A 13,611-nucleotide genomic window follows, 5' to 3' on the forward strand; every position below is an offset into this window, starting at 1 on the left:
AGGGTAAATCAGGTTATGCTCGCGCCCAGATCCGGGAAAACCGGACGAGGCAGAGGCAGTGAAGGCGGTATTCCCATGACCGAGATGGTCTTTGGCGCCACCCCCGTTCGGGCGGGTGATCCTATTCTTCCACGCTGGTGGCGGACGGTCGACAAATGGTCGCTGGCCTGCGTGCTGGGACTGTTCGCGATGGGGCTGCTCTTGGGGCTGGCCGCCTCGGTGCCGCTGGCCGAGAAGAACCATCTGCCGCGATTCTACTATGTCCAGCGCCAGGCGGTGATGGGCGGTGTCGCGCTGGTGGCGATGATCGTCTTCTCGATGATGTCACCCCGGCAGGTGCGCCGGCTGGGTGTGGTGGGCTTCATCGCCGCCTTTGCGGCCATTCTGGCCCTGCCGGTCATCGGCACCGATTTCGGCAAGGGCGCGGTGCGCTGGCTGTCCGTCGCCGGCCTGTCGGTCCAGCCCTCGGAATTCCTGAAACCGGGCTTCGTCGCGCTGTGCGCCTGGTTCATGGCGGCAAGCCAGGAGGTCGGCGGCCCCCCGGGCAAGGCCTATTCCTTCCTCGCCGCCGTTACCGTGGTGCTGCTTCTGGCACTGCAGCCCGATTTCGGCCAAGCCTCGCTGGTTCTCTTTTCCTGGGGCGTGATGTATTTCGTCGCCGGTGCTCCGATGGTCCTTTTGATGATCGTCGCGGGCCTGACCATCTGCGGCGGCATCTTCGCCTATGGTGCCTCTGAGCACTTTGCCCGTCGTATCGACGGCTTCCTGTCGCCCGAGGTCGATCCGCGCACCCAGCTGGGCTATGCCACCAACGCCATTCAGGAGGGCGGCTTCTTCGGCGTCGGCGTGGGCGAGGGGACGGTGAAATGGTCGCTGCCCGATGCCCATACCGACTTCATCATCGCGGTGGCGGCCGAGGAATATGGCCTCATCATGGTGCTGGCGATAATCGCGCTTTACTGCACCATCGTCGTGCGTTCGCTGATGCGGCTGTTGAAAGAGCGTGATCCCTTCGTCCGAATCGCCGGCACCGGTCTGGCCTGCGCCTTCGGTGTGCAGGCGCTGATCAACATGGGCGTGGCCGTGCGTCTGTTGCCCGCCAAGGGGATGACGCTGCCCTTCGTGAGTTACGGCGGCTCGTCGGTCATCGCCTCGGGCATTGCCATGGGGATGCTCCTGGCGCTGACCCGCACCCGCCCGCAGGGCGAGATGGCCGAGATCCTGCGCAGGGCCGGGCGCTGATGTCGGGGAAGCTTGCGCTGATCGCTGCCGGGGGAACCGGCGGCCACATGTTTCCGGCTCAGGCTCTGGCCGAGGTGCTGCTGGCCGAGGGCTGGCGGGTGAAGCTGTCGACCGATGATCGCGGCGCCCGCTATGCCGATGGCTTCCCCCAGACGGTCGAGCGTAGCGTGGTGCCCTCGGCCACTACCTCGCGCGGCGGGTTGATGGGCAAGCTGGCCGCGCCCTTCAAGATCGCTTCGGGCGTGCTGGCCGCGCGCAGCGGCTTTCGCCGAGACCGGCCCGATGTGGTGGTGGGCTTCGGCGGCTATCCGACCATCCCGGCCATGTCGGCGGCGCTCAGCATGGGCCTGCCGCGGATGATCCATGAACAGAACGGGGTGATGGGCCGGGTGAACTCGCGCTTCGCCAGCCGCGTCAACCGCATCGCCTGCGGCACATGGCCCACCGAACTGCCGCAGGGTGTCACCGGCATCCATACCGGCAACCCGGTCCGCGCCTCGGTGATGGATTATGCCGGCAGCCCCTATCAGCCGCCCGGCGCAGGCCCGATCCATCTGGTCATCATCGGCGGCTCGCAGGGGGCGCGGATCCTGTCGGACATGGTGCCCGCCGCCATCGCCGCGCTGCCCTCGGACCTGCGCCCGCGCCTGCGCGTCGCCCATCAGGCGCGGAAAGAGGATCACGACCGCGTTGTCGCCGCCTATCGCGCCGCCGGTGTCGTGGCCGAGGTGCGGCACTTCTTCGATGACGTGCCCCGCCGCTTTGCCGAGGCGCAGCTGGTCGTCGCCCGCTCGGGCGCCTCGACCATCGCCGACCTGACGGTCATAGGCCGGCCCTCGATCCTGATCCCGCTGCCCACGGCCACCAATGACCACCAATCCGCCAATGCGCGGCCGCTTGCCGATGCAGAGGCCGCGCTGATGCTGCCGGAATCGGTGCTTGACGTGGAAAGCCTGACGCGCGACATGCTCGCGGTCCTCAGCGATCCCGCCCGCGCCGCCCGCATGGCCGCAGCCGCACTTGCCCTTGGCCGCCCCGATGCGGCCCGCCGCCTCTACGATCTCGTCACGGAGCTTGCCCGATGAATGCCGCCACCAAACTGCCCATGGAACTGGGCCCCATCCATTTTGTCGGCATTGGCGGCATCGGCATGTCGGGCATCGCCGAGGTGCTGCTGACACTGGGCTACCGCGTTCAGGGCTCGGATCTGAAACGCTCGAAGATCACCGACCGGCTGGAAAAGCTGGGCGCGACCGTCTTCGAGGGCCAGCGCGCCGAGAATATCGGCGAGGCCGGCGTCATCGTCATCTCGACCGCGATCAAGAAGGGCAATCCCGAGCTGGAGGAAGCCCGCCGCCGTGGCCTGCCGGTCGTCCGCCGCGCCGAGATGCTGGCCGAGCTGATGCGGATGAAATCGAACATCGCCATTGCCGGAACGCATGGCAAGACCACCACCACCACCATGGTCGCCACGCTCTTGGATGCCGGCAATCTTGACCCGACCGTCATCAATGGCGGCGTCATCCATGCCTATGGCTCGAACGCCCGCGCCGGGGCAGGGGAGTGGATGGTGGTCGAGGCCGATGAAAGCGATGGCAGCTTCAACCGCCTGCCCGCCGACATTGCCATCATCACCAATATCGACCCCGAGCATATGGAGCATTGGGGCAGCTTCGACGCGCTGCGTCAGGGTTTCCTCGATTTCGCCTCGCGCATTCCCTTCTACGGCCTCGCCGTCTGCTGCACTGACCATGCCGAGGTGCAGGCGCTGGTCGGCAAGCTGACCGACCGCCGCGTGGTGACCTTCGGCTTCAACGCCCAGGCCGATGTGCGGGCGATGAACCTGCGCTATGAGAACGGCATCGCGCTGTTCGACATTGCCTTGCAATGCGAAGGCCCGACCGAGACCGGCGGTGTCGAGATGATCGAGGGCTGCAGCCTGCCCATGCCCGGCGACCACAATGTCTCGAACGCCCTCGCTGCCGTCGCCGTCGCCCGCCATCTCGGCATCAAGAAATCCGAGATCCGCGAGGCGCTGGCCAAGTTCGGCGGCGTCGGTCGCCGCTTCACCCGCGTGGGCGAGGTGAACGGCGTCACGATCATCGACGATTACGGCCACCACCCGGTCGAGATCGCCGCCGTGCTGAAGGCCGCGCGCCAGGCGACGCAGGGCCGGGTCATCGCCGTGCACCAGCCGCACCGCTATTCGCGGCTGTCGAACCTCTTCGAGGATTTCTGCACCTGCTTCAACGAGGCCGATGTCGTGGGGATCGCCGAGGTCTATGCCGCCGGCGAAGATCCGATCCCCGGCGCCTCGCGCGACGATCTGGTTGCGGGCCTCATTGCCCATGGCCATCGCCATGCCCGCGCGGTGATGGACGAGGAAGACCTCGCCCGGCTGGTGCGTGAACAGGCCCGGCCCGGCGACATGGTCGTCTGCCTTGGCGCAGGCACCATCTCGACCTGGGCCAACGGGCTGCCCGAGCGGCTGCAAGGCAAGGCCGCGTGACGGCTGCGGTCTATACCGCGTTGGGTCTGGCCGCTGCCTGGCTGATCCTCGCCTTGCTGATCCCGCGACTGCCCGCCCATCGCCGCAGCCTTGCGACCCGGATCACCGTGGCGCTTGGCGTGCCGGTTCTGGGCCTTCTGACCCTGCGCTGCGGCCCGGCGGTCGGGCTTGCGGGCCTCGGGATTGGCATGGCGCTGCTGCTCAGGCAGCGCCGCCCGCGCCAGCCGGCACCTGCGCCCGCGCCCGTGGCACCGGCCGAATGAACCCGCTGCTGATCGGCGCGATCTGCGGTGCGGGCGCTGGCTTCATTGCCTTCTGGTGCAGCTTCTCCCGAACCTTCTGGCCGCTGATGATCCTCTCGGTCCTGCTGGCCGTGATCGCCCTGCAACTGCGCGGCGCGCTGGTGGGCGATGGTGTCCACCACGATCTGTCGGCATGGATCGCCATGCAGGCCACCGTGATCCCGGCCTTGGGCGGTGTGACCGTGGGGCTGGTTGCCGGTCAGGCGCTGGGGCAGGGGCTGGTCTGGAAGAGTTGGCAGGGAGCTTTGGCCACCATACTTCTGACCGTGGCTGCGGGGGCGGTGGTGCTGGCGGGGTTGGCGTAGGGGTGATCCGGGCTTGCTCCGGGGCGATCGCGCATTGATGATGCGGGGATGAGCGAGTTGCCACAGGTGCAAGATGAACAGAGCCTTCAGGCTTGGCTAAGGGTTCGGCCCGGCGAGGACGCCGCGCTGATCGCCCATCGGGCAGTGATGCGCGTATTGCCGCACGGGCTTGCTGACGCAGGCGAGAGCTGGGCAGCGCGAGTTGGCTTGAGGTCTTTGCCCAATCTCCAACTGAGTCTAAGCTTGATGGTTGCGACTAAGATCCCAAGCCCAGAAATTGCCGTTGCGGTGAATCGCGCCAATGCCGCCGTAGTTGCTGCCGCCCGTGCCGCAAGTGAGGCCCTTCAAGCCCATCCGGGCATGACCAACGACCGCGGCGGCTTCAGTGCCTCCGTGTTCGCATTGGCTGCGGCTGCCGTTGCTGCCGCCAATCCCGCCACCGCCGTTGAAGCCATAGCTCATGCAACTGCGATCTACACCAATGCGACACATGACACCATTGCGCGAGCACTGTACGCCCGAGAAACCGCGACGACAAATCTCGCTTCAGCCAGTGCCGTTCTCGTAGACGACAACATCGCTTTCTGGTCCGCTGTCGAGTTCGATGTTCACTCGATCATCGAGGGGCGCGGCGCGTCGGACCTCCGACTCTGGCCCGACGGAAATCCGACCGAACATCTCTGGGCTGTAGCGAGAGCTATCCTTCAGCAATTCCCGGGTGGCGACTTCTGGGTCGACTGGTATCAGAAGGCCCTGGACGGTCGTCCGCAGAACTGGCCGCTTCTGCGCGACGTGGCGATGATCGAGGAGGCGCTGTGGCACGAGGGCGGTGAGGCGCTGGACCGGCGTATCGGCGACATTCGCCGCGATCACGCCCTCCGCGCAACCGCCAATGGCGAACAGATCGAGGTCAATCCGCAAACAGGCAAACTGCGTCTCATTCCCGATGCGCAGTTGCCCGAGGACATGGCCTCTTATGTCCGGCGCAAGATGCTCAAGGCTGTGCAGGTTTTCGATGGTGAAGGCGGACAGGCCTATGGAGCACTCGCCGCTGATCTGACCATGCTGCGCCGCGCCGTCGAGGACGCCGGCAACCTGCCGGTCGAACTGTTCGATGCCTGTGCTGCCGCAACGCGCCGACTTCATGTGCGCATCGAAGCGGGCGAATGCCCCTCGGCCGATCAGGATGCGTTGATCGAGGACTACCGCAGCCGTCTGCGCGAGGCCGGAGCTGATATTCTGGGGTCGGACCTCGAGACCCGGCAGGTGCTCGAACGGCGGGCCGTCATCGCCGACAATGATGCTTTGATCGATGCCGGTGCAGCGATCGAGGAAGTGGTTCAGGTGATCGAGCCGCTTCTGGAAGGGCGGCTGGCTGAAGTCTTGCCCGAGGATGCGGCAGCAGCCACAGACCCGGCCACGCCCGCCGAGGAACGGGCTGCGGCGTCATTCCGGCTCGCCGGGCGGCTTCTGCGCGTGGAACAGGTCCTGCGCTTCGGGAAGGATATTGGCAAAGGCTTTGCGGCGGGAAACTCGCTAATTGCCAAGGCCGGCGGATATTTGAAGGCAATCGAGTATCTTGCCCGGTCCCCTGTAGCAAAGGCCGTCAAAGACGCAGTGTTCCGCTGGCTGTGGTCTTAGCGGAGCATTGCGGTACTTTGCCCACTCCGGTGCACCCCCTGTGTACAGCCTGTGCACGCCCTGTGCCGCCCCAACCCCAGCATTTTCTGGCCCATTCGCCCCTCACCCCACCACCCGCCGCCACGCAACGCTCGCAGCCGTTGCACCCTCGTCGCCCCCGCCGAGTTGACGCCCCCTTCGCCACTGGCTACCACCGCCGGATGACCTTCGATCTTCCCACGCCCCGCGGCACCCTGACCGCCGATCGCCCTCTCGATGCCCTCACATGGCTGCGCGTCGGCGGCCCTGCCGATTGGCTCTTCCAGCCCGCCGATGCCGAGGATCTGGCGGCGTTTCTGGCGGCACTCGATCCCGCCGTTCCGGTCTTTCCCATCGGCGTCGGCTCGAACCTCATCGTCCGAGATGGCGGCATCCGGGGGGTGGTGATCCGGCTTGGCCGGGGCTTCAACGGCATTGAAATCGCTGGGGAAACGGTCATTGCCGGTGCTGCCGCGCTGGATGCGCATGTGGCGCGGCGGGCGGCGGATGCGGGGCTGGACCTGACCTTCCTGCGCACCATTCCGGGCAGCATCGGCGGCGCGGTCAGAATGAATGCGGGCTGCTATGGCAGCTATGTCGCCGATCATCTGATCGAGGCCCGTGCCATCACCCGCGACGGGGCCCGCGTGGTTCTGAAGCCTGACGATTTCCGCTTTGCCTATCGCCATGCCGAAATGCCCGAGGGCTGGGTGCTGACCGAGGCCGTGTTCCGCGCTGAACGCGACGACCCGGATGCGCTGCACGAGAAGATGGCGCAGCAACTGGCCAAGCGCGACGAGACCCAGCCGACCAAGGACCGCAGCGCCGGCTCGACCTTCCGCAACCCGGCGGGCTTTTCCAGCACCGGCCGGGCCGATGACACGCATGAGCTGAAGGCCTGGTCGCTGATCGACGCGGCGGGGCTGCGCGGTCACAGCTGGGGCGGGGCGCAGATGTCGGAAAAACACCCCAACTTCCTGGTGAATACCGGCGGCGCCACCGCCGCCGAGTTGGAGGGGCTGGGCGAGCTGGTGCGGCGCCGGGTGCTGGAAAGCAGCGGGCACGAGCTGCAATGGGAAGTGATCCGCATCGGCGATCCGCTGCCCGAGGCCGAGTGAGCCGCGCCAATCCGGAAAATTGGGCTTTTGCGATTCAGGGATTGCCGCTAAGGTGAATACATCCATAACGAATATCGCGCAGGTCCGGGCCGAACCCGGCCGCGCAGAGTGAAAGAAAGCCCGGAGAAACCGGGCGCGAAAGGCGAAACGTGGCGGGCAGGTCGAGCAGGACAGCCCACACCGTAGCCGTCCTGATGGGCGGACCCTCGGCCGAGCACGAGGTTTCCCTGTCGTCGGGGCGCGAATGCGCGAATGCGCTGCGGGTGGCGGGCTTTGATGTAACCGAGGTCGTCCTCGGCAAAGAGCGCAATGGCGACATCGTCGCGCGGCTGCAGGACTTGCGGCCCGATGCGGTTTTCAACGCGCTCCATGGTCGCTATGGCGAGGATGGCTGCGTGCAGGGCATCCTCGAATGGCTGGCCATTCCCTATACCCATTCCGGCGTGCTGGCCTCGGCGCTGGCGCTGGACAAGACCCGGGCCAAGGCCGCCTTCCGCGCCGCTGGTCTGCCGGTTGTCGACAGCATCATCGCCGATGCCGACGAGGTGCGCGCCCGCCATGTCATGGTGCCGCCCTATGTGGTGAAGCCCAATGACGACGGCTCGAGCGTGGGCGTCTACATCGTTCAGGCCGAGAATAACGGCCCGCCGGCCCTGTCGCCCTCGATGCCCGAGCGTGTCATGGTCGAGACCTATGCGCCGGGGCGCGAGTTGACGACGACCGTCATGGGCGACCGCGCGCTGGGGGTGACCGAAATCATCGCCGAGGGCTGGTATGATTACGATGCCAAGTACAAGCCCGGCGGATCGCGCCATGTGATCCCGGCTGAACTGCCCGCCGAGATTACCGCCGCCTGCCTCGATTACGCGCTGCGCGCGCATCAGGCCCTCGGCTGCACCAGCGTCAGCCGCACCGATTTTCGGTGGGACGAGACACGCGGTCTGGACGGGCTGATCATTCTGGAACTGAACACCCAGCCCGGCATGACGCCGACCTCACTGGCCCCCGAACAGGCTGCCCATGCGGGCCATGACTTTCCGGCGCTGATGCGCTGGATGATCGAGGATGCGCTGTGGCGAGCCTGAGCGATCAACACGGAGCCCCGAAGCCCAAGCGCGACCCGGCGCCGTCGCGGCTGCAATACCGGCTGGAGCGGATGTGGCTGAGGCCGCTCTATCGCCGCTTTCTGCGGATCGGTCTGCCAGCCTTTCTGCTGGCCATGACCGTCGGTATCTGGCTGTCGGACGAGGATCGCCGGGCGATGCTGTCCGAGGGCATCGACGGGCTGGTGGACAAGGTCCAGTCGCGGGAGGAATTCCAGGTCCGGATGATGACCATCGAGGGCGCATCGCCCGCCGTCGACAAGGCGCTGCGGGCGATGCTGCCGGTGGATCTGCCGGCCTCGAGTTTCGACATCGACCTGACCGCGCTGCGCCTGCAGGTTCTGGCGCTGGATGCGGTCGAGACCATCGAACTTCGGATCAAGCCGGGCGGTATCCTGTCGGCAGTCGTCACCGAGCGCCAGCCGGCGCTGCTCTGGCGTCATGCGCGCGGCATCGACATGCTGGACAAGACCGGCCACCGCGTCGCCGGCGTCACCTCGCGCGAGATGCGGCCCGACCTGCCGATCATCTCGGGCGACGGTGCCGATCAAGTGACCGCCGAGGCGCTGGCGCTGATCGATGCCGCCGGCCCGATCCTGCCGCGCTTGCGCGGCTTGCAGCGGCAGGGCGAACGGCGGTGGGACGTGGTGCTGGATCACGGCCAGCGCATCCTGCTGCCCGAAACCGGCGCCATCGTCGCGATGGAGCGGGCGATCAAGCTGCAGAAAGAACAGGACGTGCTCGGCCGCGACATCAGCGTGATCGACCTGCGCGATGCCGAGCGACCGATCATCCGCATGGGGATCGATGCCAGAAACACCATCCGCGGTGCCCGTGGCCTGCCCCTGTTGGGGCTGGACGGGCAGGTGCTGCCGGATCAGGACAAGACGGGGGGCTAGGCAGACATGACCGATCTTTACCAGACGCAACGCGCCATGCGGAACATGCGCCGCGCCGCCATGCAACGCGGCGTGATCGGCATTCTCGACATCGGCACCTCGAAGATTGCCTGCCTCGTGCTGAAATTCGACGGCTCGGGCACCACGCGCGAGGCTGATGGCGTCGGGCCGATGGCCGGGCAGGCCGAGTTCAAGGTGATCGGCGCCGCCACAACCCGCGCGCGGGGAATGCGCGGTGGCGAGATCGAGACTATGGCCGAGACCGAGCGTGCGGTGCGCACCGTGGTCGCGGCGGCGCAGAAGATGGCCGGGGTCCGGGTCGATCATGTCATCGCCTGCCTCTCGGGCGGGCGGCCCTCGTCCTATGGTCTGGCCGGAGAGATCACGCTGGAGCAGGGCAAGGTCACGGAACATGACGTGGCCTCGGTGCTGGCCGCCTGCGACGCGCCGGATTTCGGGCGCGGGCGCGAGGTGCTGCACGCGCAGCCGGTGAATTTCGCCGTCGATCACCGCAGCGGCTTGGGCGATCCGCGCGACCATGCCGGCAACCGGCTGGCCTGCGACATGCATGTGCTGACCGTCGATGGCGATGCCATCGGCAACCTGCTGCATTGTATCCGCCGCTGCGATCTGGAACTTGCGGGCATTGCCAGCGCCTCCTATGCGGCGGGGCGCGCCAGCCTGGTCGAGGACGAGCAGGAGCTGGGTGCGGCCTGCATCGATCTGGGCGGCGGCGGAACCGGCGTATCCATCTTCATCAAGAAGCACATGATCTATGCCGACTGGGTGCGCATCGGCGGACATCTGATCACCCAGGACATCAGCCAGGGCCTGCGCGTGCCCTATGCCGTGGCCGAGCGGTTGAAGACCCTGAACGGCGGCATCGAGGCCACCGGGCGCGACGACCGTGACATGATCGAGGTGGGCGGCGATACCGGTGACTGGGAATCCGACCGGCGCAGCGTCAGCCGCAGCGACGTGATCGGCATCATGCGTCCAAGGGTCGAGGAAATCCTGGAAGAGGTCCGTCAGCGGCTGGATGCGGCGGGCTTTGACTCGCTGCCCAGCCAGCAGATCGTGCTGACCGGCGGCGGCAGCCAGATCCCCGGTCTGGACGGCCTGGCGACCCGCATCCTCGGGCCGAACGTCCGTTGCGGGCGGCCCCTGCGCATCGACGGGCTGGCGCATCAGCTGACCGATCCCAGCTTTGCCAGCGCCGTGGGCCTGGCACTGTTCGCCGCCCATCCGCAGGACGAGTGGTGGGATTTCGAAATGCCCGCCGACCGCTATTCCGCGCGCAGCCTGCGCCGGGCCTATCGCTGGTTCCGTAACAACTGGTGAGACAGACATAACAAGCGATATGCGGGGGGCAGTTTGCCCTCCACCATATCCTGTCGACTTGGCAAGATACCGCCGAAACGCTCCGTCCGAACCGCCATATTTTGCGGTTGACGGGTGTTTTTCGGGTGACGCAGGGGGGTATTGCCGCTACGATTGGACGGATAAACGGGGATTCGACCGGGTGGGCGAACAAGGCCCGGCAGACAGCGAAACAGGCGGACACCATGAACCTCAATCTGATGATGAACGATCAAGACGAACTGAAGCCGCGGATCACGGTCTTTGGCGTCGGCGGCGCGGGCGGCAACGCGGTCAACAACATGATCGAGAAGCAGCTCGACGGAGTCGAGTTCGTGGTTGCCAATACCGACGCGCAGGCGCTGGCCGGCTCGCGGGCCGAGCAGCGCATCCAGATCGGTCCGAAAGTGACCGAGGGTCTGGGCGCGGGCGCGAAGCCCTCGATCGGGGCCAAGGCCGCCGAGGAAACCATCGAGGATATCGTTGATCACCTGATGGGCGCGCATATGTGCTTCATCACCGCCGGCATGGGCGGCGGCACCGGCACCGGCGCCGCCCCGATCATCGCCCAGGCCGCGCGCGAGATGGGTATCCTGACTGTCGGCGTCGTGACCAAGCCCTTCCAGTTCGAAGGCACCAAGCGGATGCGTCAGGCCGAGGAGGGCGTCGAGGCCCTGCAGAAGGTCGTCGACACGCTGATCATCATCCCGAACCAGAACCTGTTCCGGCTGGCCAACGAGAAGACCACCTTCACCGAAGCCTTCGCCATGGCCGATGACGTGCTGTATCAGGGCGTCAAGGGCGTGACCGACCTGATGGTGCGTCCGGGCCTGATCAACCTCGACTTCGCCGACGTCCGCGCGGTGATGGACGAGATGGGCAAGGCGATGATGGGCACCGGCGAGGCCTCGGGCGACAATCGCGCCGTCGAAGCCGCCGAGCGTGCCATTGCCAACCCGCTTCTGGACGAGATCAGCCTGAACGGCGCCAAGGGCGTGCTGATCAACATCACCGGCGGCTACGACCTGACCCTGTTCGAACTGGACGAGGCGGCGAACATCATCCGCGACAAGGTGGATGCCGATGCCAACATCATCGTCGGCTCGACGCTGGACCCGTCGATGGACGGCACGCTGCGCGTTTCGGTCGTGGCGACCGGCATCGATGCCGAACCTTCGGTGGCCGAGGTTCCGACCCCGCGCCGCAGCATGTCCGAGCCGCTGACCCAGAATCCGACCGTCGGCCAGAAGTCCCGCGAGGAAGAGCTGCCGGTGCCGCCGCGCCGCGCACCGGCCCCCGCCGCGCCCGTGGCCGAAACCCGTCCGGTCGCCCCGGTGGCCGAGCAGCGTCCGGTGATCGGTGACGACGACATGCCGCCCGCCGGCTGGACCCGTCCTCAGCCCGCCGCCAAGCCTGCCGTCGCGACCCCCGAGGTCGAGGATGAACTGGCTGGCTATTACACGCCCAAGGCCCCCGGCCAGGACCGGGTGACGGTGAAGCCCGAGGTGATGGCCCGCTTGCAGCGCGCCGTCGAGAATCACGGCGAGCGCCAGGCCCGCGGCGCCGCTCCGGCCCCGCAAGCCAATGCCCAGCAAAGCCGCATGGGCGGCCTCGGCCGCCTGATCGAGCGGGTTGCCGGTCACGCTGATGGCGCTGCCGCCGCCAAGCCCGCCGCCAGCACAATTGCCGAGCGGGTGAGCGAGCGTGTGGCCAGCCGTGCGCGCCAGAGCGAATCCGATTTCGACAATCTTGCCAGCCCCGATGCCGGCGAGGACAATGTCGAAATCCCGGCCTTCCTGCGCCGCCAGGCGAATTGAGCCGCTCACAAAATCGTCACATGAGAATCCGGAAGGGCCGCGCAACGCGGCCCTTTTTCATTTTTGAAACAATGCGATGACCGGCGCATCCAAGGTGCGGGCAGGACTCCGCCGGTGAATGTTTCAACCCGTTACAATTCGTTAATTGAGTGGTGGCGGGGCTGCGCCTACCTGAGGATCACCGGATGCCCTCATGGCCCCGGAATCGAAAAGAAACGGCAGGCAGACCATGCAGGCAACGATCAAAAGCAAGGCAGAGTTCGCGGGCGTCGGGTTGCACTCGGGTGCCGCTGCGCGTCTGGTGATCAAGCCCGCCCCGGCTGGTCACGGCATCGTCTTCCGCCGCGTGGATCTCGACGGGGTCGAGAACCGCATTGCCGCGCGTTGGGACAATGTCACGCTGTCGCCGCTCTGCACGCTTCTGGACAACGGTCAGGGCGCCACGCTCTCGACCGTCGAGCATATCATGGCCGCGCTGGCCGGAACCGGCATCCACAACGCGCTGATCGACGTCGATGGACCGGAAGTGCCGATCCTTGACGGGTCGAGCCAGCCCTTCGTCCGCGGCATCCTGAAAGTCGGCATCCGTCTGCAGGGCAAGACGCAGCGCGCCATCCGCGTGTTGCGCCCGGTCGAGGTGCGCGAGGGCGAGGTCTTTGCCCGGCTCGAACCGGCTGACCATCTGGAGATCGATTTCCAGATCGACTTCACCGATGCCGCGATCGGCCATCAGGAAAAGCGGCTGGACATGGCCAATGGCGCCTTCCTGCGCGAACTGGCCGACAGCCGCACCTTCTGCCGTCAGTCCGATGTCGAGGCGATGCGCAAGAACGGGCTGGCCCTGGGTGGCACCTACGAGAACGCGGTCGTCATCGATGGCGCGAAGGTGCTGTCGCCAGGCGGTCTGCGCCATTCCGATGAGGCCGTGCGCCACAAGATGCTGGACGCGATGGGCGATCTGGCGCTGGCCGGCGCGCCGCTTCTGGCGCGCTATACCGGCCACCGTGCGGGCCATGCGATGACCAACAAGGTGCTGCGCGCGCTGTTTGCCCAGCCCGATGCCTGGGAATGGGTCGAGGTCTCGGCCGAGCTCGAGAATCGCCTGCCCGGTGCCGGCGTCTCGGCCTATGGTCCGCTGGCCGGAAACGAGGCGGTTCTGGGCTGAATGCCCGGGATCGCCGGACGAAAGCCAGCCGCAATCAACAGATTGCCATTTTGCGCCCTCTGATGTTCTGTGCTAGGACGACCGGGCCGTCGGGCGGAAGCACTGCGGTCACAAGACGGAATTAATGGACAGA

12 protein-coding genes are annotated in these 13,611 nt (G+C 66.6%); all 12 read left to right on the top strand.

Annotation, left to right across the window (positions count from 1 at the left end; genetic code table 11):
• Positions 1-75 precede the first annotated feature (75 nt).
• The gene (gene ftsW / locus Q1A36_RS14455; protein ID WP_299845474.1) at positions 76-1,242 is read left to right on the top strand and encodes a putative lipid II flippase FtsW; all 1,167 of its coding nucleotides are present in this window, start codon (positions 76-78) and stop codon (positions 1,240-1,242) included.
• Entirely contained in the window at positions 1,242-2,327 is a 1,086-nt protein-coding gene (locus tag Q1A36_RS14460) for a UDP-N-acetylglucosamine--N-acetylmuramyl-(pentapeptide) pyrophosphoryl-undecaprenol N-acetylglucosamine transferase (protein WP_299845477.1), read from the top strand. The genes ftsW and Q1A36_RS14460 overlap by 1 nt, the downstream gene beginning before the upstream one ends.
• Positions 2,324-3,751, top strand: coding sequence for a UDP-N-acetylmuramate--L-alanine ligase (gene murC, locus Q1A36_RS14465; RefSeq protein WP_299845480.1), 1,428 nt, complete (start codon positions 2,324-2,326; stop codon positions 3,749-3,751). Before Q1A36_RS14460 ends, murC begins: the two co-directional genes overlap by 4 nt.
• Entirely contained in the window at positions 3,748-4,014 is a 267-nt protein-coding gene (locus tag Q1A36_RS14470; RefSeq protein ID WP_299845483.1) for a DUF2484 family protein, read from the top strand. The genes murC and Q1A36_RS14470 overlap by 4 nt, the downstream gene beginning before the upstream one ends.
• Positions 4,011-4,358, top strand: a complete 348-nt coding sequence (locus Q1A36_RS14475; protein WP_299845486.1) for a hypothetical protein — start codon at positions 4,011-4,013, stop codon at positions 4,356-4,358. The genes Q1A36_RS14470 and Q1A36_RS14475 overlap by 4 nt, the downstream gene beginning before the upstream one ends.
• 48 nt (positions 4,359-4,406) lie before the next feature.
• Entirely contained in the window at positions 4,407-5,999 is a 1,593-nt protein-coding gene (locus Q1A36_RS14480) for a hypothetical protein (RefSeq protein WP_299845489.1), read from the top strand.
• 200 nt (positions 6,000-6,199) lie between these two features.
• Positions 6,200-7,135 (top strand): UDP-N-acetylmuramate dehydrogenase, encoded by a 936-nt coding sequence (gene murB, locus Q1A36_RS14485; protein WP_299845492.1) that lies wholly within the window; start codon positions 6,200-6,202, stop codon positions 7,133-7,135.
• Between the two features lie 149 nt (positions 7,136-7,284).
• Positions 7,285-8,220: a D-alanine--D-alanine ligase gene (locus tag Q1A36_RS14490; protein WP_299845493.1), complete on the top strand. Its 936-nt coding sequence runs from the start codon at positions 7,285-7,287 to the stop codon at positions 8,218-8,220.
• The gene (locus Q1A36_RS14495) at positions 8,208-9,137 is read left to right on the top strand and encodes a cell division protein FtsQ/DivIB (protein ID WP_299845496.1); all 930 of its coding nucleotides are present in this window, start codon (positions 8,208-8,210) and stop codon (positions 9,135-9,137) included. The genes Q1A36_RS14490 and Q1A36_RS14495 overlap by 13 nt, the downstream gene beginning before the upstream one ends.
• Before the next feature lie 6 nt (positions 9,138-9,143).
• A complete protein-coding gene (ftsA, locus tag Q1A36_RS14500; RefSeq protein WP_299845499.1) occupies positions 9,144-10,478 on the top strand; it encodes a cell division protein FtsA in 1,335 nt (444 codons plus the stop codon).
• A 224-nt stretch (positions 10,479-10,702) separates the two neighbouring features.
• Positions 10,703-12,313: a cell division protein FtsZ gene (ftsZ, locus tag Q1A36_RS14505; RefSeq protein ID WP_299845502.1), complete on the top strand. Its 1,611-nt coding sequence runs from the start codon at positions 10,703-10,705 to the stop codon at positions 12,311-12,313.
• A gap of 229 nt (positions 12,314-12,542) precedes the next feature.
• Positions 12,543-13,478, top strand: a complete 936-nt coding sequence (gene lpxC / locus Q1A36_RS14510) for a UDP-3-O-acyl-N-acetylglucosamine deacetylase (protein WP_299845505.1) — start codon at positions 12,543-12,545, stop codon at positions 13,476-13,478.
• Positions 13,479-13,611 lie beyond the last annotated feature (133 nt).

Origin of the sequence: uncultured Paracoccus sp. (assembly GCF_947487305.1) — a bacterium.
Lineage (GTDB): Bacteria > Pseudomonadota > Alphaproteobacteria > Rhodobacterales > Rhodobacteraceae > Paracoccus.

Coding starts and splice junctions, on each gene's coding strand:
- ftsW (WP_299845474.1), top strand. CDS start 76: ATGACCGAGATGGTCTTTGGCGCCACCCCCGTTCGGGCGGGTGATCCT.
- Q1A36_RS14460 (WP_299845477.1), top strand. CDS start 1,242: ATGTCGGGGAAGCTTGCGCTGATCGCTGCCGGGGGAACCGGCGGCCAC.
- murC (WP_299845480.1), top strand. CDS start 2,324: ATGAATGCCGCCACCAAACTGCCCATGGAACTGGGCCCCATCCATTTT.
- Q1A36_RS14475 (WP_299845486.1), top strand. CDS start 4,011: ATGAACCCGCTGCTGATCGGCGCGATCTGCGGTGCGGGCGCTGGCTTC.
- Q1A36_RS14480 (WP_299845489.1), top strand. CDS start 4,407: ATGAGCGAGTTGCCACAGGTGCAAGATGAACAGAGCCTTCAGGCTTGG.
- murB (WP_299845492.1), top strand. CDS start 6,200: ATGACCTTCGATCTTCCCACGCCCCGCGGCACCCTGACCGCCGATCGC.
- ftsA (WP_299845499.1), top strand. CDS start 9,144: ATGACCGATCTTTACCAGACGCAACGCGCCATGCGGAACATGCGCCGC.
- ftsZ (WP_299845502.1), top strand. CDS start 10,703: ATGAACCTCAATCTGATGATGAACGATCAAGACGAACTGAAGCCGCGG.
- lpxC (WP_299845505.1), top strand. CDS start 12,543: ATGCAGGCAACGATCAAAAGCAAGGCAGAGTTCGCGGGCGTCGGGTTG.